The sequence below is a fragment of the Pseudomonas sp. 8AS genome (genome assembly GCF_902506505.1).
Classification (GTDB): Bacteria; Pseudomonadota; Gammaproteobacteria; order Pseudomonadales; family Pseudomonadaceae; genus Aquipseudomonas.
Window position 1 is genome coordinate 869,825 of the sequence record NZ_LR733406.1, and the last position, 20,168, is coordinate 889,992.

At 68.4% G+C, this 20,168-nt stretch carries 21 protein-coding genes; 12 read left to right on the forward strand and 9 right to left on the reverse strand.

Annotated elements, in window-relative coordinates:
* Positions 1-76: 76 nt before the first annotated feature.
* Both GV001_RS03970 and GV001_RS03975 read right to left on the reverse strand, forming a co-directional pair.
* A complete protein-coding gene (locus GV001_RS03970) occupies positions 77-1,312 on the reverse strand; it encodes a TIGR03862 family flavoprotein (RefSeq protein ID WP_160078353.1) in 1,236 nt (411 codons plus the stop codon).
* A 33-nt stretch (positions 1,313-1,345) separates the two neighbouring features.
* Positions 1,346-2,263: a histone deacetylase gene (locus tag GV001_RS03975; protein ID WP_160083153.1), complete on the reverse strand. Its 918-nt coding sequence runs from the start codon at positions 2,261-2,263 to the stop codon at positions 1,346-1,348.
* Positions 2,264-2,304: 41 nt separating this feature from the next.
* Here GV001_RS03975 and GV001_RS03980 point away from each other — a divergent pair, with 41 nt between their 5' ends.
* Genes GV001_RS03980 through GV001_RS03995 form a run of 4 tightly spaced genes read left to right on the forward strand, consistent with a single transcriptional unit; the run spans position 2,305 to position 5,915 of the window.
* The gene (locus tag GV001_RS03980) at positions 2,305-2,859 is read left to right on the forward strand and encodes a GNAT family N-acetyltransferase (RefSeq protein WP_160078355.1); all 555 of its coding nucleotides are present in this window, start codon (positions 2,305-2,307) and stop codon (positions 2,857-2,859) included.
* The gene (locus tag GV001_RS03985; RefSeq protein WP_160078357.1) at positions 2,849-4,462 is read left to right on the forward strand and encodes a SagB/ThcOx family dehydrogenase; all 1,614 of its coding nucleotides are present in this window, start codon (positions 2,849-2,851) and stop codon (positions 4,460-4,462) included. The genes GV001_RS03980 and GV001_RS03985 overlap by 11 nt, the downstream gene beginning before the upstream one ends.
* Positions 4,459-5,328 carry an acyl-CoA thioesterase II gene (tesB, locus tag GV001_RS03990; protein WP_160078359.1) on the forward strand — a complete coding sequence of 290 codons (870 nt, stop codon included), beginning with the start codon at positions 4,459-4,461 and terminating at the stop codon, positions 5,326-5,328. The genes GV001_RS03985 and tesB overlap by 4 nt, the downstream gene beginning before the upstream one ends.
* Complete coding sequence (locus GV001_RS03995) at positions 5,325-5,915, forward strand: HAD family hydrolase (RefSeq protein WP_178091798.1); 591 nt, start codon at positions 5,325-5,327, stop codon at positions 5,913-5,915. The genes tesB and GV001_RS03995 overlap by 4 nt, the downstream gene beginning before the upstream one ends.
* Positions 5,916-6,005: 90 nt before the next feature.
* Here the strand turns inward: GV001_RS03995 and GV001_RS04000 are convergent, their stop codons facing one another.
* Entirely contained in the window at positions 6,006-7,832 is a 1,827-nt protein-coding gene (locus GV001_RS04000; RefSeq protein ID WP_160078361.1) for a long-chain-acyl-CoA synthetase, read from the reverse strand.
* A gap of 159 nt (positions 7,833-7,991) precedes the next feature.
* Between GV001_RS04000 and GV001_RS04005 the strand changes: the two genes are divergently transcribed.
* The gene (locus GV001_RS04005; protein ID WP_160078363.1) at positions 7,992-9,023 is read left to right on the forward strand and encodes an AraC family transcriptional regulator; all 1,032 of its coding nucleotides are present in this window, start codon (positions 7,992-7,994) and stop codon (positions 9,021-9,023) included.
* Between the two features lie 64 nt (positions 9,024-9,087).
* Here the strand turns inward: GV001_RS04005 and GV001_RS04010 are convergent, their stop codons facing one another.
* Together GV001_RS04010 and GV001_RS04015 are read right to left on the reverse strand one after the other, a co-directional pair.
* Entirely contained in the window at positions 9,088-9,960 is an 873-nt protein-coding gene (locus GV001_RS04010; protein WP_160078365.1) for a neutral zinc metallopeptidase, read from the reverse strand.
* A 69-nt stretch (positions 9,961-10,029) separates the two neighbouring features.
* Positions 10,030-10,464, reverse strand: a complete 435-nt coding sequence (locus GV001_RS04015) for a DUF411 domain-containing protein (protein ID WP_160078366.1) — start codon at positions 10,462-10,464, stop codon at positions 10,030-10,032.
* 127 nt (positions 10,465-10,591) lie between these two features.
* Between GV001_RS04015 and GV001_RS04020 the strand changes: the two genes are divergently transcribed.
* A complete protein-coding gene (locus GV001_RS04020) occupies positions 10,592-10,978 on the forward strand; it encodes a DUF4345 family protein (protein WP_160078367.1) in 387 nt (128 codons plus the stop codon).
* Positions 10,979-11,010: 32 nt separating this feature from the next.
* Here GV001_RS04020 and trmA read toward each other — a convergent pair whose 3' ends face one another.
* The gene (gene trmA, locus GV001_RS04025) at positions 11,011-12,096 is read right to left on the reverse strand and encodes a tRNA (uridine(54)-C5)-methyltransferase TrmA (RefSeq protein WP_160078368.1); all 1,086 of its coding nucleotides are present in this window, start codon (positions 12,094-12,096) and stop codon (positions 11,011-11,013) included.
* Entirely contained in the window at positions 12,093-13,391 is a 1,299-nt protein-coding gene (locus GV001_RS04030; protein WP_160078369.1) for an NCS2 family permease, read from the reverse strand. Before GV001_RS04030 ends, trmA begins: the two co-directional genes overlap by 4 nt.
* 198 nt (positions 13,392-13,589) lie before the next feature.
* Between GV001_RS04030 and GV001_RS04035 the strand changes: the two genes are divergently transcribed.
* The 4 genes from GV001_RS04035 to GV001_RS04050 all read left to right on the forward strand — a co-directional run bounded on the left by GV001_RS04035 (position 13,590) and on the right by GV001_RS04050 (position 17,211).
* The gene (locus tag GV001_RS04035) at positions 13,590-14,144 is read left to right on the forward strand and encodes a DJ-1 family glyoxalase III (RefSeq protein WP_160078370.1); all 555 of its coding nucleotides are present in this window, start codon (positions 13,590-13,592) and stop codon (positions 14,142-14,144) included.
* Positions 14,145-14,473: 329 nt separating this feature from the next.
* Positions 14,474-15,007: a dTDP-4-dehydrorhamnose 3,5-epimerase family protein gene (locus tag GV001_RS04040; protein WP_160078371.1), complete on the forward strand. Its 534-nt coding sequence runs from the start codon at positions 14,474-14,476 to the stop codon at positions 15,005-15,007.
* Positions 15,004-15,912 carry a glycosyltransferase family 2 protein gene (locus GV001_RS04045; RefSeq protein ID WP_160078372.1) on the forward strand — a complete coding sequence of 303 codons (909 nt, stop codon included), beginning with the start codon at positions 15,004-15,006 and terminating at the stop codon, positions 15,910-15,912. The genes GV001_RS04040 and GV001_RS04045 overlap by 4 nt, the downstream gene beginning before the upstream one ends.
* Positions 15,913-15,948: 36 nt before the next feature.
* Entirely contained in the window at positions 15,949-17,211 is a 1,263-nt protein-coding gene (locus GV001_RS04050; RefSeq protein ID WP_256664978.1) for a lipopolysaccharide biosynthesis protein, read from the forward strand.
* A gap of 29 nt (positions 17,212-17,240) precedes the next feature.
* On the opposite strand, the gene GV001_RS04055 is transcribed toward GV001_RS04050, so the two are convergent.
* Both GV001_RS04055 and GV001_RS04060 read right to left on the reverse strand, forming a co-directional pair.
* Positions 17,241-18,458: an MFS transporter gene (locus GV001_RS04055; protein ID WP_160078373.1), complete on the reverse strand. Its 1,218-nt coding sequence runs from the start codon at positions 18,456-18,458 to the stop codon at positions 17,241-17,243.
* 186 nt (positions 18,459-18,644) lie between these two features.
* On the reverse strand, positions 18,645-19,055 hold the full coding sequence (locus GV001_RS04060; protein WP_160078374.1) for a MerR family DNA-binding protein: 411 nt from the start codon (positions 19,053-19,055) through the stop codon (positions 18,645-18,647).
* Positions 19,056-19,117: 62 nt separating this feature from the next.
* Here GV001_RS04060 and GV001_RS04065 point away from each other — a divergent pair, with 62 nt between their 5' ends.
* Together GV001_RS04065 and GV001_RS04070 are read left to right on the forward strand one after the other, a co-directional pair.
* The gene (locus tag GV001_RS04065; RefSeq protein ID WP_160078375.1) at positions 19,118-19,747 is read left to right on the forward strand and encodes a cation transporter; all 630 of its coding nucleotides are present in this window, start codon (positions 19,118-19,120) and stop codon (positions 19,745-19,747) included.
* The gene (locus tag GV001_RS04070; RefSeq protein WP_160078376.1) at positions 19,740-20,075 is read left to right on the forward strand and encodes a DUF3703 domain-containing protein; all 336 of its coding nucleotides are present in this window, start codon (positions 19,740-19,742) and stop codon (positions 20,073-20,075) included. Before GV001_RS04065 ends, GV001_RS04070 begins: the two co-directional genes overlap by 8 nt.
* The last annotated feature ends 93 nt before the right edge of the window (positions 20,076-20,168 follow it).

A 20,168-nucleotide genomic window follows, 5' to 3' on the forward strand; every position in this document is an offset into this window, starting at 1 on the left:
GCCCGGAAACTCCGGGCTTTTTTATGCGCGCCGCTGTGCCGGCAGGAGGCGGCGCACCCTACTGGTTGCTAGCGGGTCATCTGTTCAGCCACTGCAGCACCCCCAGCCCGGCCGCGCGGCCGCTGGCGAAGCAGGCGGTGAGCAGGTAGCCGCCGGTCGGCGCTTCCCAGTCGAGCATCTCGCCGGCGCAGAACACGCCGGGCAGCTGGCGCAGCATCAGATTCGAATCCAGTTGCTCGAACGGCACGCCACCGGCGCTGCTGATCGCCTCGTCCAGCGGTCGCGGGCGCAGCAGGGTCAGCGGCAGGGCCTTGATCGCCGCCGCCAGCAGGGCCGGATCGGCGAACTGCGCAGGACTGGTCAGCTCGCGCAGCAGCGCGGCCTTGACCCCGTCGAGGCCCAGCTGGCTGTGCAGGTGCTTGGCCATGGAGCGGGAACCGCGCGGCTTGGCCAGCAGCTGGCTGACCTTCTCCAGCGAGCGATCCGGCTGCAGGTCGAGGTGCAGGGTGGCGCTGCCGGCCTGGTTGATTCGCTCGCGGATGGCGGCCGAGAGGGCATACACCAGGCTGCCTTCCACCCCTTTGGCGGTGAGGATGAACTCGCCGCGCCGCGCCGGTTCGTCGTCCAGGGCCAGGGCCACGTTCTTCAACGGCGCACCGGCGAACTTGTCGCGCAGGTGCTCACTCCATCCCGCCACCTCGAAACCGCAGTTGGCCGGCTGCAGCGGCGCGATGCTCAGCCCGCGCCGTTCCAGCAGCGGCACCCAGGCGCCGTCGGAGCCCAGGCGCGCCCAGCTGCCGCCACCGAGGGCCAGCACGCAGGCGTCGGCGCGCAACGCCTGTTCACCGTCGCTGGTCTGCAGGCGCAGGCTGCCATCGGCGTTCCAGCCCAGCCAGCGGCTGCGCGTGTGCAGGCGCACGCCGGCTTCGCGCAGGCGCTTGAGCCAGGCGCGCAACAGCGGGGCGGCCTTCATGTCGCTGGGGAACACGCGGCCGGAGGTGCCGACGAAGGTGTCGATGCCCAGGCCGTGAATCCAGGCGCGCAGGGCGTCGGCATCGAAGTCGGCGAGCAGGTGGGCGATCTCCGCGCGGCGCTCGCGGTAGCGCGACAGAAAGGATTCTTTTGCTTCCGAATGGGTGATGTTCATCCCGCCGACCCCGGCCAGGAGGAACTTGCGCCCCAGCGAGGGCATGGCGTCGTACAGCTCGACGCGCACGCCGGCATTGGCCAGCACTTCGGCCGCCATCAGCCCGGCGGGACCGCCACCGATGATGGCGACAGAGGACTGCTTGGCTGGGCTGGGCTGGGTCATTGCGGATGATCGATGAGGAAACGGGGCGCCATTCTAACCGAGCATGCCGTCCAGTACCCGCTGGGCGCTGTGATGGAGGATGCCGTGGCGCCGCGCCAGGGCCGCGCGGTCCTTGTCGTAGCCGCCGCCGATCAGGCCGACCACGGGGATCTCGCGTTCCAGGCAATGGCGCAGCACCGCCTCGTCGCGGGCGGCGATGCCGGCGTCGGTGAGTTGCAGGTGGCCGAGGGCGTCGTTCTGGTGCACATCGACGCCGGCGTCATACAGCACGATATCCGGCTGGTAGAGGGCCAGCAGGTAGCCGAGGCTGTCGTTGACCACCTTGAGGTAGTCGGCATCGCCCATGCCGATCGGCAGGCCGATGTCCCAGTCGCTGCTGGCCTTGCGCGCCGGGAAGTTCTTCTCGCAGTGCAGCGACACGGTGATGGCGTCGGGCACCTGTTCCAGGATGCGCGCGGTGCCGTCGCCCTGGTGCACGTCGCAGTCGTAGATCAGCACGCGCCCGGCCTGGCCGCTTTCCAGCAGATGCAGGGCCACCACCGCCAGGTCATTGAAGATGCAGAAGCCGGACGCATGGTCGAAGTGCGCATGGTGGGTGCCGCCGGCCAGGTGGCAGGCCACGCCGTGCTGCAGGGCCAGCTGGGCGGCCAGCAGCGAGCCGCCCACTGCGCGCACGGTGCGCCGTGCCAGGGCTTCACTCCAGGGCAGGCCGAGGCGGCGCTGCTCCTGCGTGGTCAAGTCGCCAGCGAGGAAGCGCTCGATATAGGCCGGGCAATGGGCCAGGGCGAGGATCTCCGCCGGGCAGATCTGCGGGCGCTGCAGTTCGCTGTCGGTCGTCAGGCCGCTGTCCACCAGGTGGTCGCGCAGCAGGCGGAACTTCTCCATGGGAAAGCGGTGATTGGCCGGGAAGGGCGGGCTGTAGTCGTCGTGGTAGACCAGCGGCAGCATAATGGGAGCTCTCGCAGGCTTTCGAAAAAATGGCAGCCCAGTATATGACCACGATCCTGACCAGCGAGCGCCTAATCCTGCGCCCCTGGCGCGACGACGATCTCGATGCCCTGGCGCAGCTGTGCGCCGATCCCGAGGTGATGGCGCATTTCCCCGCCGTGCTGGACCGCACCGGCAGCGCCGAGCTGCTTGGCAGGTTGATGGCGCATCAGGTCGAGCATGGCTTCACCTTCTGGGCGCTGGAGCGGTGCGCGGACGGTGTCGTCATCGGCTTTAGCGGGCTGGCGCGAGTCGGCTTCGCCGCGCCCTTCGTGCCGGCGGTGGAGATCGGCTGGCGCCTGGCCCGGCCGTTCTGGGGGCAGGGCTATGCGCTGGAGGCGGCGCGGCGTTCGCTGCGGTTTGCCTTCGAAGAACTCGGCCTGGAGCAGGTGGTGGCCTTTACCGTGCAGGCCAACCGGCGCTCCTGGGGGCTGATGGAGCGCCTGGGCATGCACCGCGACCCGACCGCCGACTTCGAGCATCCGAACCTGCCTTCCGGGCATCCGTTGCGCCCGCATTGGCTCTATCGCCTCAAGCGGGAGGACTGGTATGGACGCTGAGCAGCAGGTGCGCGCCTACCACGAACTCAGCAAGCACGCGCCAGATGGCTATGCGCCGGGCCCCGGCCAGCTCGACTGGGCGACCCAGCCGGCACCGTTTCGCCGCTACGCCGGGGCGCGGCTGGTCGAGCTGTGGCAGCGCCCGCAGGAGGAATCACCGGCTTACGACGCGGTGTTTGCCGGGCCGATTGGCGCGCCGGCCGAGCTGAACCGCGGCAGCCTTTCACAGCTGCTGTACGACAGCCTGGCTCTGTCGGCCTGGAAGGAGGCGGGCGGCAATCGCTGGGCGCTGCGGGTCAACCCGTCGTCCGGCAACCTGCACCCGACCGAGGCCTACCTGCTGCTGCCGCCTGGGGTGCTGGGCGAGGCCGGCATGCTGGCCCACTATGCGCCCGATCAGCATGCCCTGGAGCTGCGGACCGAGCTGCCGCCTGCGCTGGGCGAGCAGCTTCGGGCAGCGTTGCCAGCGGGGGGATTTCTGCTGGGCCTGGCCAGCATCCCCTGGCGCGAGGCGTGGAAGTATGGCGAGCGCGCCTACCGTTACTGCCAGCACGACCTCGGTCACGCCCTGGCCTGCCTGAGCATCGCCGCCGCCATCCAGGGCTGGCAGGTGCGCCTGCTGCGCGGGGTAGCGGAAGAGCGTTTGGATGGCCTGCTCGGCCTGGATCGCGAGGGCTTCCACGAAGCCGAGCACGCCGACTGCCTGCTATGGGTCGGCCCAGCGCAGGCGGACGAGTTCAAGCTGCCGAACAGCCTGCTCGACGGCCTGGCCGCGCTGGAGATGGCCGGCACGCCCAATCGGCTGTCGCGCCACTACCGCGACTGGCCGGAGCTGGCGCGGGTGCAGGTATTGTGCCGCGCGCCAGGATTGCCGCCGGTTGACTGGGCGGCGCCGGCGGGCCTGCTGGCCACGGACAACCCCGGCCTGCCGCTGCGCCCGATCCTGCACCGGCGGCGCAGCGCCCAGGCCTTCGACGGCCGTAGCGGCATCCACGCCGAGCTGCTGTTCGCCTGGCTGCGGCGCCTGCTGCCGGGCCATTCGCCGGTACCTTTCGCCGTGCTCGGCGCGCCGGCCCAGGTCGATTTGCTGCTGTTCGTCCACCGCGTGCAGGGCCTGGAGCCCGGCCTGTACTGGCTGGCGCGCAGCGACGGGCAAGCCCAGCCAGATGGGCTGCGTGCGGATTTCCTCTGGCAGCCTGCGCATGCCGAGCTACCGCTGTATCGCCTGCTGCAAGGCGATGCCCGTGGCCTGGCCGGTTTCCTGTCCTGTGGCCAGGACATCGCCAGCGACGGCTGCCTGGCCCTGGCCATGCTGGCGCGCTTCGATGCGGCGCTGACCGAGGGGCCGTGGTGCTATCCGCGGCTGTACTGGGAATGCGGGCAGATCGGCCAGTTGCTGTACCTGGAGGCCGAGGCGGCGGGCCTGTCCGGTACCGGGATCGGCTGTTTCTTCGACGATCAGGTACATGAATTGCTCGAACTGGCCGACAGCCGCTGGCAAAGCCTTTACCATTTCACCATTGGCCGCGCGGTGTGGGATGAGCGTCTCTCCTCGCAGCCGGCCTATCCCGTATTGCGCGGCCCCGAGGGAGGGGAATCATGAGTCAAGTGCTGGAAGATCTGGTGGCCCTGCTGAGCCTGGAGCAGATCGAGGAAAACCTGTTCCGCGGCCTGAGCCAGGACCTCGGCTTCCGTCAGCTGTTCGGTGGCCAGGTGCTCGGCCAGTGCGTGTCGGCGGCCAGCCAGACGGTGGAGGAGGCGCGCCATGTGCACTCCCTGCACGGCTACTTCCTGCGCCCCGGCGATGCCAGCCTGCCGGTGGTGTACAGCGTCGAGCGGGTGCGCGACGGTGGCAGCTTCAGCACCCGGCGGGTCACGGCGATCCAGAAGGGCCAGCCGATCTTCACCTGCGCGGCGTCCTTCCAGTCTGACGAGCAGGGCTTCAGCCACCAGTTGCCGATGCCCGAGGTGCCCGGCCCGGAAGGCCTGGCCACGGAAACCGAGCTGGCCCGCCAGGTGGCGCACCTGATCCCGGAACGCATGCGTGAGCGCATGACCAGCGACAAGCCGATCGAGATCCGCCCGGTGACGCGCATCAACCCCTTCGCCCCCGAGCCGTGCGAACCGGTCAAGCATGTCTGGTTCCGCGCCGCCGGTATGCTGCCGGCCGAGCCGCAGCTGCACAAGCTGCTGCTGGCCTACGCCAGCGACTTCAACCTGCTGACCACCTCGATGCTGCCCCACGGCGTCTCGGTGTTCCAGAAGTTCATGCAGGTCGCCAGCCTCGACCATGCCCTGTGGTTCCATGGCGACCTGCGCATGGACGACTGGCTGCTGTACGCCATGGACAGCCCCTGGGCCGGCAACGCCCGCGGCTTTGCCCGCGCCAGCATCTTCAACCGTGCCGGCCAGTTGGTGGCGTCGTCCTGCCAGGAGGGGCTGGTGCGCCTGCGCGAGGACTGGAAGTGAGGTTGCACGAGGCGCGCCACTGGGTGTTCGACATGGACGGCACCCTGACCATCGCCGTGCATGACTTCGAGGCGATCAAGCGCGCGCTGGAAATCCCCGCCAGCGACGACATCCTCCATCACCTGGCCGCCCTGCCGGCGGACGAGGCAGCAGCCAAGCATGCCTGGCTGCTCGAGCACGAACGCGAGCTGGCCCTGGCCGCGCAGCCGGCGCCGGGAGCCGTGGCGCTGGTGCGCGAACTGCAGCAGCGCGACTGCCGCCTCGGCATCCTCACCCGCAATGCCCATGAACTGGCGCTGCTGACCCTGCAGGCGATCGGCCTCGGCGACTGTTTCGCTACGGCCGACGTGGTCGGTCGCGACGAGGCCCCGCCCAAACCGCACCCCGGCGGCCTGCTGCAGCTGGCCGGGCAATGGCAGGTGGCGCCGCAGCAGCTGGTGATGGTCGGTGACTACCGCTTCGACCTCGACTGCGCCCGCGCCGCCGGCGCCTTCGGCGTGCTGGTCAACCTGCCGGACAATCCCTGGCCGGAACTGACCGACTGCTTCGCCGTGGACTGTCACGCCCTGCTCGGCCACCTGCAGTAGACGATCCTGCAGGTGGCGCCGCGCGCACCAGCGGCCGCGCGCAGGCCCCGGTGCGCACGGCGCACCCTACGTTGGGCAGAGCCGCACTCTTCAGTAGCGATAGACGCCGGCGGCGATGGCCGCCTGCAGCTCGCGGGTCAGCGGCACGTAGCAGTCGCTGCCGGGCAGCCAGGCATACAGCGGATCGCTGCAGCGGTCGAGGTCATAGGCCTGCTCCTTCAACGGCGCCTTCTTGTGCTTGAAGGTGCCGGTGGTTTCCAGCTGCGCACTCAGGCGCAGGAACAGCGGCACGGCATAGGCCGGCAGTTCCTGGCGCAGGTGCGCGAGCAGGGCGCGGAAGTCGAAATCCTGCGGGGCGCAGGCCAGACGGATGCAGGCCATGCCGGCGCGGCCGTTGGTGTTGGCGATCTCGACGCCGTAGACCACGGTTTCACTGATCTGCGCCACCGCGTCGAGCACCGCCTCGACCTGGGTGGTGGAGACGTTCTCGCCTTTCCAGCGGAAGGTATCGCCCAGGCGGTCGACGAACTGGGCATGCCGGAAACCCATGTCGCGCATCAGGTCGCCGGTGTTGAACCAGGCATCGCCTGGCTCGAACACGTCGCGCAGGATGCAGCGCTCGGTGTCGCGTGCATCGGTATAGCCGTGGAACGGCGATTTCTCGGTGATTTTGCCCAGCAGCAGGCCGGCCTCACCCTTGGCCACGCGTTGCAGGCGGCCGTTCTCGCGCAGCGGCGCCTCGCGCTCCTGGTCGTAGCGGACGATGGCGTAGGGGTAGGGCGAGAAGCCCACGGTATTGTCCAGGTTGAGCAGGTTAGTGAAGCCGATATTGCCCTCGCTGGAGGCATACAGTTCGACTACCCGCTCGACCGCGAAGCGCTGCTTGAAGGTCTGCCAGATGCTCGGGCGCAGGCCATTGCCGACCATCACCCGGATCGGGTTGGCGGCGTCGGCGGGGCGTTGCGGCTGGTCCAGCAGGTAACGGCACAGCTCGCCGACATAGCCGAAGGCGGTCGCCTGGTGGCGCTGCACCTCGTCCCAGAAACGGCTGGCGCTGAACTTGCGCACCATGATCAGCGCCGCCTGGCCGGCCAGCACCGAGCCCCAGCACACCACCATGGCGGTGCCGTGGTAGAACGGCAGGCTGACGTACATGCGGTCCGTGCGGCCCAGGCGCACGGCGGCGAAACCGAAGGCGCCGTAGCCCTTCATGAAGCGCCCGTGGTTGAACACCACGGCTTTCGGCAGACCGGTGGTGCCGGAGGTGTAGATGAAGAAACAGGGGTCGTCGGCGCGCACCGCGCGCTCCAGCAGCGGCGCGGTTAGCGGGTAGGCGTGCAGCTCGGCCGCCGGGTTGTGCCAGCCTGCGGGGGCCTCGCCCGGGTCGCGCCAGGTCGGGCGATCGGCAAAGTAGTGACAGGCCTCGGCAGGCAGTGCCAGCTCATCGGCGACCTCGCCAAAGGCGGCGAACAGTTCTTCGCCGACCAGCACCATGCGCGGCGCCGCCAGCCTGATGCTGTGTGTCAGCACACGGCCGCGCTGACTGCTGTTGATCAGCGCGCTGACCGCCCCGAGCTTGGCGCAGGCGATGACCCCGGCGAGCAGCTCGAAGCGGTTTTCGAACATCAGCGCGACGCTGTCGCCCTGGCGCAGGCCATGGGCACGCAGGTAGTGCGCCAGCTGGTTGGTCCAGCGCTCGAGTTCGGCGTAGCTGAGCTGCTCGTCGTCCTGGATCAGTGCCGCGCCGTTGGGGTTGTCGTGCGCCGCCGTCTCAATGCAGCTGGCCAGGCTGACGGGATAGGCGCCGCGGCTGCGGTTGCCAATATGCAGGCCCTTGACGATGCCTGGCAGATCGACGAGCAGGCGGGGCAGACGGGATAGCAGGCGGGGCAGGGTGATCAGGTCGGCATGACTCATGGTGCAGGACTCCAGGCGGTGCTAAGCACTCGATGTTGTTTGCCGCTCAATCTAGTCAGTCGCTGCTCGGCTGTTGATAGCCAGGGGTAGCAGGGGACTGGCAATTCGTCTCACGGGGCGCGCACAATCGGACTCCCTCGGTTGGCGAAAGGATTGCCCATGCTGCTGGCGAACACTCCCAGCGCGACCGCCTCGCAGTTGCTCGATCTGTACCTGTCGCTGCAGGGCTTCGGCCTGGTCGGCCCGGACGATCTGCAAGAGCTGGGCGTCGCGCCGGAACAGTTGACGGACCTGGAGATGCGCGTGCCGGTGCGCTGGGCACTGCACCTCTGGCAGTGCGCCATCAGTCGCGGTGCGCCCCCCGAAATCGGTCTGCTGGTCGGTCAGCGGCGCGGCCTGCACACCCGCGGCCCAGTCGCCCACCTGGCCGCGCAGAGCGCCACCTTGGGCGAGGCGATCGAGTTGTTCCGCCGTTACATCCCGGTCATGAGCGAGGGCGAGAACCTGCATGTCGAGCCGCTCGGCGCGCGCCTGCGCGTGCATTTCCTGTTCAATGCGCCGCTGCTCGGCCACGCCGTGGCCAGCGAGCACAGCCTCAGCTCGGCGCTGTGCTGGGCGCGCCAGCTCACCGCCGTACGGCTGGTGCCGCAGGCGGTGGGTTTTCGCCATGCGCCACTGGCGGCGCCGGCGATCTATAGGCAGGTGTTCGGCGTGCCGGCGCGCTTCGCCGAGGACTCCGATTACCTGGAGGTGCTGGCGAGCGATCTGCTCCTGCCGGTGCCGGGGGCCAATGCCTATCTCAAGGGCCTGATGCAGCAGCGCGTGAGCGACATGCAGGCGCAGTTGCCCGCGCAGCGCAGCGTACGCGCCCAGGTGCTGCAGCAGATCGAGCGTGGCTTGCCGAGCGGCGAGCTGTCGGTGGCGGGCGTGGCGCGGCGCCTGGGCATCAGCCGGCAGACCCTGCACCGCCACTTGCGTGAAGAGGACTGCTGCTTCTCCGAGCTACTGGCTCAGGTACGCCGCAGCTATGCCGTACAGCGCCTGGCGCAGCCTGGCTGCCGGGTCGAGCAACTCAGTCGCGAGCTGGGCTTCAGCGAACCGAGTGCCTTCTACAAGGCGTTCAAGGGTTGGTTCGGCCTGTCGCCCAAGGCCTACCAGCAGCAGGCCGGCGCGGAGTCGGCGAGTTTGTAGGGTGCACCGTGCGCACCAGGGCTTCTACGGTGCCGATGGTGCGCACGGCGCACCCTACAAGGCGTTACAGGCGTGCCGCCTTGAAGGTATCGCAGCGGGCCACTTCGCCGCGCTCGAAGCCGGCCTTGAACCAGCGCTCGCGCTGGGCCGAAGTGCCGTGGGTGAAGGAGTCCGGCATCACGGTGCCGCGGGCCTGCTGCTGCAGGCGGTCGTCGCCGATGGCGTTGGCGGCGTTCAGCGCTTCTTCCAGATCGCCCGGCTCCAGCCAGTCCAGGCGGCGCTGGGCATGGTGGGCCCAGACCCCGGCCAGGCAGTCGGCCTGCAGTTCCTGGCGCACCAGCAGGCCATTGTCGCCTTCCACCCGTTCGCCGCGCTGGCGCGCCGCATTGACCTTGGCCGAGACGCCGAGCAGGGTCTGCACATGGTGGCCGACCTCATGGGCGATCACATAGGCCTGGGCGAAGTCGCCGGCGGCGGCGAAGCGGGTTTCCAGTTCGCGGAAGAAGCTCAGGTCGAGGTAGACCTGGCGGTCGCCGGGGCAGTAGAAGGGCCCGACCGCAGCATCGGCGAAGCCGCAGGCCGAGCGTACGCCGCCGCTGAAGAGGACGAGTTTCGGGTCCTGGTACTGCTTGCCGCCGGCCTGGAACAGGGCGCGCCAGGTGTCTTCGGTGTCGCCCAGCACGGCGCGGACGAATTCGCTCTGCGGGTCGTTGGCCTTTGGTGCCTGCCGCTCCTGCACCGGGGCGCCCTGCTGCACGCCCTGGTTGACCACGTTGCCGAGGATGGTCAGCGGGTCCTGGCCCATCAGCAGGCCGACCACCACGACGATGGCGATACCGCCGAGGCTGAGGCCCTTGCCGCCGCCCAGGCGCATGCCGCCGCCACCGCCGCGCGCATCCACCACGTTGTCGCTGCGTCTACCGCGTTGCCAGCGCATGGCCGCACTCCTTATCTCCGTCCGGGGTTGCTAGTGTCGTCCCCAGGCGGTCGTGGCGCCAGCCCGTGGTCACTCGGCCGGATAGTCGGCCAGCACCTGTTCCTGGCCGTCCTTGCCCAGGCCGATCACCTGGTAGGCGTGCACCGTGCCGGTTTCCATACCGGGCGAGCCATGGGGCATGCCCGGCACGGCGGCGCCGAGCAGGTCGGGGCGCTGGCGCAGCTTGAGGATGTCGCTGGCCGGCACGTGGCCTTCGACGAACTTGCCGTCGACCACCCCGGTGTGGCACGAGGCCAGGCGCGGCGGCACGCCGAGGCGGCTCTTGATCGCGCTCATGTCGCTTTCGACATGGTCGTTGACCTGGATGCCGTTGTCGCGCAGGTGGCTGATCCAGGCCTTGCAGCAGCCGCAGTTGGCGTCGCGGTGGACATCCATGCTGATGGTTTCCGCGGCCTGGCTGGTGGCGGCGGCGAACAGGGTGGTGGCGAGCAGCAGGCGGCGCATGGCGGAGTCTCCGGAAGGTGATGGTGGCAGGATAACGCCGCGCCGCGCACAGTCCCAGCGCCAGACTGTTTCAGTCTGCGAGTGCCGGGCCTATGCTCGGGGGCACCACTGTGAGGAGGGTTGCCCCATGCTGTCCGCCCGTATCTTCCTGGCCGTGCAGGCCCTGATCCTGGCCGGCTTCGGCCTGGCCTACCTGGTCAAGCCGCACGAGCTGGCCAACTTCAGCGGCATGCTGCTGATGGCACCGGCGGCGATCACCGATGTGCGCGCCTACTACGGCGGCCTGCAGCTGGGCCTGGCGGCCTACCTGCTGCTGGCGCTGGCGCGCCTCGACCTGCTGCGTCCGGCGCTGAGCCTGCTGGTGCTGCTCTACGCCGCCCTGGCGCTGACGCGCATGGCCGGTCTGTGGCTGGACGGCGGCGCGCAACAGACCTTCAACCTCTACGCCATGCTGTTCGAGGTGGTTTCGGCCGGGTTGGCGTTCTGGTGTCTGCGCGGGTTGCAGCGGAGTTAGCGGGCGTTGGGCTTCGCTGCGCTCAACCCAACCTACCGGCGCTGCAGCAGCACGCCGCTTTCCATGTGATGGGTCCAGGGGAACTGGTCGAACAGGGCGCAGCGCTCGATGCGGTGGGTGTCGCTGAGCTGGGCGATGTTGGCGGCCAGGGTCTCCGGGTTGCAGGAGATGTACAGGATGTTGTCGAAGCGCCGGGTCAGCTCGCAGGTGTCCGGGTCCATGCCGGCGCGCGGCGGGTCGACGAACACCGCGCCGAAGTCGTAGGACTTCAGGTCGATGCCGGCCAGGCGGCGGAACGGGCGCACCTCGTTGAGGGCCTGGGTCAGCTCCTCGGCAGACAGGCGCACCAGCTCGATGTTGGCGATGCCGTTGTCGGCCAGGTTGGCCAGGGCGGCATTCACCGAGCTCTTGCTGATCTCGGTGGCCAGCACCTTGCGCACCCGGGTCGCCAGCGGCAGGGTGAAGTTGCCGTTGCCGCAGTACAGCTCCAGCAGGTCGTCCTGGCGCTCGCCGAGGGCGTCGAAGGCCCACTGCAGCATCTGCTGGCAGACCAGGCCGTTGGGCTGGGTGAAGGCGCCTTCCGGCTGGCGGTAGCGGAAAGTGCGCCCGGCCACCTGCATTTCTTCCTGCACGTAGTCGCGACCGATCACCAGGCGCTGGCCACGCGAGCGGCCGACCAGGCTGACGCCCAGTCTTGCTGCCAGCTGTTCGGCCTCGGCCTGCCAGGCGGCGTCCAGCGGGCGGTGGTAGCACAGGGTGATCAGCGCATCGCCGGCCAGGGTGGTGAGGAACTCGACCTGGAACAGCTTGAACGACAGCGCCCGACTGGCCTGCCAGGCGGCTTTCAGCTGCGGCATCAGCTCGTTGATACGAATGCTGGCGATGGGGAAGTCGTCGATCAGGATCGGCGTGTGCTTGTCGCCGGCGGCGAACATCGCGTAGTGGCGCTCTTCCTGCTCGCGCCACAGGCGGAACTCGGCGCGCAGGCGGTAGTGCTCGCCCGGCGAGGAAAACACTTGCGGCTCGGGGGCGGCGAAGGGCGCCAGCAGCTCGCGCAGGCGGGCGACCTTGTCGTTCAGCTGGGCGGCGTAGGCCGCTTGGTCTCGGTTCTGGCTCATGCGCTGGCGGTAAACCCGAATTTGATGACGAAGATCGCGGCGAGGATCACCAGGGCCGGGTTGAGCTCCTTGAAGCGCCCGGCCAGGGCCTTGATCAGCACCCAGCTGATGAAGCCGAAGGCGATGCCGTTGGCGATGGAGAAGGTCAGCGGCATGGCCAGGGCGGTGATCACCACGGGGGCGGCGACGGTGATGTCGTCCCAGTCGATCTCGGCCAGGCCCGAAGTCATCAGCACCGCGACGAAGAGCAGCGCCGGCGCGGTGGCAAACGCCGGTACGGTGCCGGCCAGCGGGGCGAAGAACAGGGCGAGGAGAAACAGCACGGCGACCACGCAGGCGGTCAGGCCGGTGCGCCCGCCGGCGGCCACGCCCGAGGCCGACTCGATGTAGCTGGTGGTGGTGCTGGTGCCCAGCAGCGAGCCGCCCATGGCCGCGGCGCTGTCGGCGATCAGGGCGCGGCCCATCTTCGGCAGGTGGCCGTCCTTGCTCATCAGCCCGGCGCGCTTGGCCACGCCGATCAGGGTGCCGGTGTTGTCGAACAGGTCGACGAACAGGAAGGCGAAGATCACGCTGATCATGCCCACGTCCAGCGCGCCCATGATGTCCAGCTGGAGGAAGGTCGGCGCCAGCGACGGCGGCATCGACAGCACGCCGCCGAACGGGGTGACGCCCAGGGCTATGGCGATGGCGGTGACCGCGAGGATGCCGATCATCACCGCGCCGGTGACGCGGCGGGCCTCCAGGGCGACGATCAGGAAGAAGCCGAGGATCGCCAGCAGCGGGCCGGGCGCGTGCAGGTCGCCGAGGCCGACCAGGGTGGCCGGGTTGGCGATCACCAGGCCGGCTTCCTTGAGCGCGATCAGGGCGAGGAACAGGCCGATGCCGGCGGCGATGGCCGAGCGCAGCGGCAAGGGGATGCTGTTCACTATCCACTCGCGGATGCGGAAGATCGAGAGCAGGAAGAACAGGGTGGCGGAGATGAACACCGCACCCAGCGCCACCTGCCAGCTATGACCCATGTGCAGGACCACGGTATAGGTGAAGAAGGCGTTGAGGCCCATGCCCGGCGCCAGGGCGATCGGGTAGTTGGCGATCAGGCCCATCAGCGCCGAGCCGATGGCCGCGGCCAGGCAGGTGGCGACGAAGATCGCGCCCTTGTCCATGCCGGTCTCGCCGAGGATCGCCGGGTTGACGAAGAGGATGTAGGCCATGGTCAGGAAGGTGGTCAATCCCGCCAGGATCTCGGTGCGCACGTTGGTGCCGTGCGCCTTGAGTTGGAACAGCTTTTCCAGCATGTTGGCTCCCATGAGACCGGTGCGTAAGTAAGGTGCGGACTGCGCGAAAGCAAAGCACAAAGGCCGCCGGCGTGAAGGAAAACGCCGGCAGATTCGAGCCAGATCCGGAAAAGCGGCGCATCATACCAGCTCACCTGCCAACGGTGAATTTATGACCGGACGGACAGCATTGGTCGCCGTCCGCCAAGGAGAACCGCCATGACCCTGCGTGCCCTGATCGCCGTCGCCGACGGCGTGGAAGACATTGAAACCGTGACCCTGATCGACGTGCTGCGCCGCGCCGAGATCGAAGTGCTGGTGGCCTGCATCGAGAACCGGCGCATGTTCACCTGCGCCCGCGGCTCGCGGATCACCGCCGACGCCATGCTGATCGACGTGCTGGCCCAGGACTTCGACCTGATCGCCCTGCCGGGCGGCATGCCCGGTGCCCAGCACCTGGCCGAGCACGGCCCGCTGGCGCAGAAGGTCCAGGAGCAGGCCAAGGCCGGCAAGCTGTTCGCCGCCATCTGCGCCGCCCCGGCCCTGGCCCTGCAGGGCTACGGGGTGCTCAAGCAGCGGCGGATGACCTGCTACCCGGCATTCAGCGACCGCCTGTCCGGCTGCACCTTCGTCGATCAGCCGGTGGTAGTCGACGGCAACTGCATCACCAGCCAGGGCCCGGCCACCGCGCTGGAATTCGCCCTGACCCTGGTCGAGCAGCTGGTCGGCAAGGCCCGGCGCAAGGCGGTGGCCGAGGCGATGCTGGTGCCCTGAGCACCTGTTGACGGTCACGCCTAGGGGGCGTTGTGCGCAGCACAACCCACGTGCAGGTCTCTGCTGCGCACGGCGCACCCTGCGGGCAAGGCTGCCTTCAGCGCTGCTTGATGGAGGCGATTAGGACGCAAACATTCTTCTGCAGGCCGCTCACTTGCCGCGCGTCGAAGGCGCCCTGTGAGAGGGCTTCTAGTAGACGAACCGTCCTTGTCGTGCCGAATGGCCATCTGCCAGAATCGCGCCCTTCTTTGACACACCGCTTGATCCTTGATTGCTCGTTGGCCGGGGGATGAACGCTGGGTGGTGCTCATAAAAAGCTAGGAGGCTTCATGCACGCAGCCAGCGGGTTGTCGGGTGTACAGGACATACAAACAGTCGATTTGAGCGGTAAGCGACTCGAAACGCCGATTCAGGGGGTGGTGGTCAGGCCTGCCGCCGTGCAGATCGACGAACGCGGCCTGCTGACCGAGATCTGGCGGCAGGATTGGGTTTCGGCTGATGCCGAACGAGACACCCCGCAGTGCTATCTGTTTACCCTGCGGCCCGGCATCCGCAAGGGCTGGGTTATGCACAAGATCCAGTCCGACCGTCAGTTCCTGGTGAGCGGTACCGTACGTATCGCCCTGTTCGATGCGCGTCGTTCGTCGCCGACCTTCCGTAAGCGCCAGGACATCTTCCTGAGCATCGAGGCGCGCAAGCTGGTGATCATCCCGCCCTACGTGCTGCATGCGGTCGAGAACATCGGCCAGGGTGACGCCGTGCTGGTCAATGCGCCAACGCATCTCTACAACTACGTCGAGCCGGACAAGTTCAGGTGGGAAGATTCGATCGATTCGCCGCCGGATGTGGCGTTCGACGTATGACCCGCGCTCCGCTCGTCTCCATCGTGATGGCGACCTACCACTGGACGGAAGCGCTTCGTTGTTCCATTCCCAGTGTGCTCCATCAGACCTGGGTTGACTGGGAACTGCTGGTGGTCGGTGATGGCTGCACCGACGACAGCGAGGAGGTTGTTCATTCATTTGGTGATGCGCGGATTCGCTGGCTGAACCGGGAAAGCAACAGCGGCAGCCAGGGCGCGCCGAACAACCTTGGCATCGCCAGCGCCCGGGGTGAGCTGATCGCCTACCTTGGCCATGACGATATCTGGGCCGCGGATCATCTGCAGCGCCTGGTCGAGGCCTATGATGGATCGGATCGCTACTTCGCCAGCGCCACCCTCGTGTGGTTCGACGAGGCCGTGTCCGTTCACCAGCTCTCTGGGCTGGCCAGCCAGGCCGCGCCCCTGTCGTACCATCTGCTCAACAGCGCCGTGACCCCATCCGGCATACTGCATAGCCGCAGGCTCTGGGAGGCGGTTGGCCCCTGGAAGGACTGGCGCGATATCTACCTGCCGCCCGATGCGGAGTTCTTCCAGCGCGTGGCGCGCCTGGCCGGCGAAGCCCGGCGCAATGGTCGCGCCACCGTGGCCAAGGTGGCCTCCGGGCTTCGGCGCGACAGTTACAAGCGACGCGATGTGCAACCGCAGCAACGGATTGCGGCAGAGCTTGCGCAGAACCCGTATTACCTGCGCGATGCTGCCTTCGATTTCATGCTCCGGCAGCATCCCGCAACGGCATCCGCGCTGTTCCGCGCCGGCCTGCTTCTGTTCCGGCGGATGCTCGCGAATGCAGGGCTGCGCTCGGTCCGTTCAGCGATTCGGCGTTGGCGAATCGGGCCGGGTGGGCATGTCCGCCGGCTGAGGCGGTATCGCGGCCTGGAAGGCTAGGCCGATGATGTCGGTGCGCCCGGGGGCAGGCCTCTGATCACCCTCAAGGATTCGGTCTGGATCGGTGCCGAGCGGGCCTGCTCACTGCTCTTAGCCCTACTGTTGAATGCCTGGTTGTTCCGCCAGCTCGGTGCACACGGCTTCGGTCTGCTTGCCCTTGGGTTGGGCGTCGCGGCATTCACTGTGCTGGCCAACTTCGGACTGCCGAGTGCGCTCAACCGGATCATTGCGCTGGGCGTTTCAACCGAGCGCGCCCGCAAGGTCCTTTCTACCGCATTGCTCAGCACCGCGCTGCTGGGGGGGCTGCTGGTGCCTCTGATGTTCGCGGCGGCGGACTGGCTTGGCCGGGTGGCGTTTTCCGCGATGGCCGCGCCAGCGGAGGTCGCTGGCGTTCTCAGATTGTCCTCGTTGCTGCTTCTGCTGGAAGCGCTGGACAGCCTGGTCATGGCGGCGCTGCGGGGCGCCGGGCGGGAAAGGACGATTGCCTTATCCGATCTCCTGCTCCGTAGTGCCCATGCGCTTGCCGTGGGCTCTGCAGTGCTGTTCGACAGGAGTGCCGAGGCGCTGCTCGGCGTCATGCTGCTGACGGCTGGAGCGCGTGCAGCGTTGCGCCTGGTCCTGGCGAGACAGGCTCTGGGAATCGTTGGTTGCAGATGGCCGACGATATGTTTCCGCGAGCTGGCGGCGTTGTTCGAGTTCGGTCGCTGGCAATGGCTCAAGCAAAGCGGCGCGGCGTTGTACGGCGTGGCTGACCGGCTGTTGTTCGGCGGTCTGTTCGGCAGTGTCCAGTTGGCGCACTACAGCCTGTGTGTCCAGTTGGCGCAGATCGTCTTCATCGTTCCTGCTGCACTGCTTCAGCCGAGCCTTGGGCGTATTGCGCGGGCGACCGAGGCCGGCACGCGATTGCCGCGGCTGGGCAAGCAGATGATGCTGATGCAGTTGGCTGTGCTCGGCATTGCGCTGCTGGTGCTGGCGGCTGGTCCTTGGGTGCTGTTGCTGCTGATGGGCGCGTCCGATATCGATGGCAGGATGCTGGCGCTGGCCGTTCTGGCGAGCACGCTGATGGCGTTGCAGGTCGCGCCCAATTTCATCCTGTTGGGTGCCGGCGAGAACCGGCGCGTCGGACTGATCGCCTTCTTCGGCAGCGGGGCCTCCCTGCTGCTGTGCTGGGCAGTACATCCCCTGGGCCCCCTGGCGTTCATGGCGGCGCGATGCCTGCAAGGGGTTGTCGCGCTCGGCAATTACCCGACCCTGCGCGTGACCCTGGCTACGCTCACCGGCGCAGCCGCGTCCCGCTAGTGGCCTGCACGGATTAGCCAAACAGGCCGCTAGGGCCGGTCCTGGTGCAGCTTGTCGCGCCGCGCCAGGCTCGGGAACAGCTTGATCCAGGTGCCGCAGATCAGCAGGGTGCCGGCGCCGCCGATGACCACCGCCGGCACGGTGCCGAACCAGGCCGCGGTGACCCCGGACTCGAACTCGCCGAGCTGGTTGGAGGCGCCGATGAACAGCCCGTTCACCGCGCTGACCCGGCCGCGCATGGCGTCCGGGGTTTCCAGCTGCACCAGGGTGCCGCGGATGACCATGCTGATCATGTCCGCCGCGCCCAGCAGCACCAGCACCGCCAGGCTGAACCAGAACGAGGTGGACAGACCGAAGGCGATGGTCGCCACGCCGAAGATCGCCACCGAGCCGAACATGATCGGCCCGGTGCGCCGTTCGATCGGGTAGTGCGCCAGCCACAGCGACATCAGCAGCGCACCGACCGCCGGCGCCGAGCGTAGCAGGCCGAGGCCCCAGGGCCCGGTGAGCAGGATGTCCTTGGCGAACACCGGCAGCAGCGCGGTGGCGCCGCCGAGCAGCACGGCGAACAGGTCGAGGGAAATGGAGCCGAGCACGTCCGGCTTGCTGCGGATGAAGCGAATGCCGGCCAGCAGCGACTCCAGCGAGGCGCGTTCCTTGCGCAGCACCTGGCCGCTGGCACTCAAGCCCAGCATCAGGGCGCAGGCCATGACGTAGAGCAGCACGCCGGGGCCGTACACCCAGTTGGCGCCGAAGGCATACAGCAGACCGCCGAGGGCCGGTGCGACGATGGTCGCCGCCTGCATGGCCGAGGCCGAGGCGGCCACGGCCCGCGGGAACAGCTCGGCCGGCACCACGTTGGGCAGCAGCGCCTGGGTCGCCGGCATCTCGAAGGTGCGCGCCAGGCCGAGGAGGAAGGCCAGGACGAAGATCAGCTCGCGGCTGACGCTGTCGGTGCTGCTGCCGAGCAGCAGCGCCAGCGCCACCAGAGCCTGCAGGCCCTGGCAGGCGGCGGCGATCTTGCGCCGTTCGAAGCGGTCGGCGACATGCCCGGCATGCAGCATGAACAGCAGGCGCGGGAGGAATTCGGCGAGACCGACCAGGCCCAGGTCGAGCACGCTGCCGGTGAGCTGGTAGAGGTGCCAGCCGATGGCCACGGTAAGCATCTGGAAGCCGCTGGCGGTGAAGACGCGGGCCAGCCAGAAGGCCATGAACGGCTTGTGCTGGCGCAGGGTAAGGTCGGACATGGCGGCGAGATGCTTAGGCGGCTAACGAGGTTCGCCAGCCTAGCATGGCTGGCCGCCGCCACCGTTGCCATTGGTGAACGCAGTGTTCGCCAATCGGACACGGGGTCTATGCAGCGGATGACTCAACCTGGCTTGCGGATGTAGGCGTGGGCGGCCGGTGCACCCTGGATTTGTCGTGGCGGCCAGTCAGGCGCAGCAGTCGCGGCTGTCCAGGGCTTCCAGCAGGCGGCAGTGTTCGGCGTGGCCGCTCTGGCAGCCGGCGATCTTGTTCAGCTCGGCCTGCATGTTCTGCAGGTCGCGGATGCGCGCCGCGATGGTCTCCAGGTGTTCGCGCACCATCTGGTCGGCACTGGCACAGGGGCTGTCGGGGTGGGCGGCGAGATCCAGCAGGCTGCGGATTTCCTCCAGGCTGAAGCCCAGTTCGCGGCCGCGGCGGATGAAGCGCAGGCGGCGCACGTCCATCGCCTGGTAGTGGCGGTAGCCGGCGCTGCTGCGCTGCGGTTCGGGCAGCAGGCCGGAGCGCTCGTAGAAGCGGATGGTCTCCAGATTGACGCCGCTGGCGCGGCTGAGGGCGCCGATGGTAAGAGGCTTGTCCATGCTTGACTCCGTAGCGACTACAGGGTTTAGCCTAGTCTGCATCCGAACCAGGGGGAAGCCAAATGGGCGCTCATTGCTGCAATCATGATCGGGACATCAGTCGTTCGCGGCGCTACCGGCGGATTCTGTGGATCGCCCTGGCGGTCAACTTCGCCATGTTCGCCGTGGAGATCGGCGCCGGGCTGCGCGCCGGCTCGGTGTCGCTGCTGGCCGACTCGCTGGATTTTCTCGGCGATGCCGGCAACTACGCCATCAGCCTGTGGGTGCTCGGCCTGGGCGTGCTGCTGCGTGCCCGGGCCGCGCAGTTCAAGGCGCTGTGCATGCTGCTGTTCGGCGTCGGCGTGCTCGCCACGACCATCTGGCAGCAACTGCAGGGCGGCGTGCCGAGCGCGCCGACCATGGGCCTGGTCGGGTTGCTGGCGCTGTCGGCCAACGTCGGCGTGGCGGCGCTGCTGTATGCCTACCGCGAGGGCGACAGCAACATGCGCAGCGTCTGGCTGTGCACACGCAACGATGCCCTGGGCAACCTGGCCGTGCTGGCGGCGGCGCTGGGCGTGTTCGGCACCGGCAGCGCCTGGCCGGACCTGCTGGTGGCGGCGATCATGGCAGCGCTGGCGATCAGCGCGGCGATCCAGGTGTTGCGCCATGCCCGCGAGGAGATCAGCGAGGAGCGGGATTCCAGCCATGCGTAGCGCCGCCCTGGCCGCCCTGGCGGCAGCCTTCGCCGAGGCGCGGCGGGCCCTGCGGGCAGGTGAGGCGCAGGCCGCGCTGCTCAGCCTGGAGCGGGCGCATATCCTCGGGCAGCGTCTGCCCCTGGCCCATGCCGAAGCGCACTGGCTGATGCTGCGCGCCGGCTGGCAAACGCGCGACTGGCGCGAGGTGCTCGGCCAGCTGCCGCGCATCGTCGCCGCGCTGCTGTTCTCGCGGATCTGGGTGCCAGTCGGCAACAGCGGCCGGGCGCGGGTCGGCGCGTTCCAGCCGATGCCGCTCAGCGAGGAGCTGAAGAAATTGCTGGAGTAGCGGGCGGGGTGCGGCGTGCGTACCGTCGGCTCCGCGCAGGCCCTGGTGCGCCCGGCGCACCCGGCAGCTGTCAGGTGCCCCACTTGATTGCAC

Coding starts and splice junctions, on each gene's coding strand:
- GV001_RS03970 (WP_160078353.1), bottom strand. CDS start 1,312: ATGACCCAGCCCAGCCCAGCCAAGCAGTCCTCTGTCGCCATCATCGGT.
- GV001_RS03980 (WP_160078355.1), top strand. CDS start 2,305: ATGACCACGATCCTGACCAGCGAGCGCCTAATCCTGCGCCCCTGGCGC.
- GV001_RS03985 (WP_160078357.1), top strand. CDS start 2,849: ATGGACGCTGAGCAGCAGGTGCGCGCCTACCACGAACTCAGCAAGCAC.
- tesB (WP_160078359.1), top strand. CDS start 4,459: ATGAGTCAAGTGCTGGAAGATCTGGTGGCCCTGCTGAGCCTGGAGCAG.
- GV001_RS04000 (WP_160078361.1), bottom strand. CDS start 7,832: ATGAGTCATGCCGACCTGATCACCCTGCCCCGCCTGCTATCCCGTCTG.
- GV001_RS04005 (WP_160078363.1), top strand. CDS start 7,992: ATGCTGCTGGCGAACACTCCCAGCGCGACCGCCTCGCAGTTGCTCGAT.
- GV001_RS04010 (WP_160078365.1), bottom strand. CDS start 9,960: ATGCGCTGGCAACGCGGTAGACGCAGCGACAACGTGGTGGATGCGCGC.
- GV001_RS04015 (WP_160078366.1), bottom strand. CDS start 10,464: ATGCGCCGCCTGCTGCTCGCCACCACCCTGTTCGCCGCCGCCACCAGC.
- GV001_RS04020 (WP_160078367.1), top strand. CDS start 10,592: ATGCTGTCCGCCCGTATCTTCCTGGCCGTGCAGGCCCTGATCCTGGCC.
- trmA (WP_160078368.1), bottom strand. CDS start 12,096: ATGAGCCAGAACCGAGACCAAGCGGCCTACGCCGCCCAGCTGAACGAC.
- GV001_RS04030 (WP_160078369.1), bottom strand. CDS start 13,391: ATGCTGGAAAAGCTGTTCCAACTCAAGGCGCACGGCACCAACGTGCGC.
- GV001_RS04035 (WP_160078370.1), top strand. CDS start 13,590: ATGACCCTGCGTGCCCTGATCGCCGTCGCCGACGGCGTGGAAGACATT.
- GV001_RS04040 (WP_160078371.1), top strand. CDS start 14,474: ATGCACGCAGCCAGCGGGTTGTCGGGTGTACAGGACATACAAACAGTC.
- GV001_RS04045 (WP_160078372.1), top strand. CDS start 15,004: ATGACCCGCGCTCCGCTCGTCTCCATCGTGATGGCGACCTACCACTGG.
- GV001_RS04055 (WP_160078373.1), bottom strand. CDS start 18,458: ATGTCCGACCTTACCCTGCGCCAGCACAAGCCGTTCATGGCCTTCTGG.
- GV001_RS04060 (WP_160078374.1), bottom strand. CDS start 19,055: ATGGACAAGCCTCTTACCATCGGCGCCCTCAGCCGCGCCAGCGGCGTC.
- GV001_RS04065 (WP_160078375.1), top strand. CDS start 19,118: ATGGGCGCTCATTGCTGCAATCATGATCGGGACATCAGTCGTTCGCGG.
- GV001_RS04070 (WP_160078376.1), top strand. CDS start 19,740: ATGCGTAGCGCCGCCCTGGCCGCCCTGGCGGCAGCCTTCGCCGAGGCG.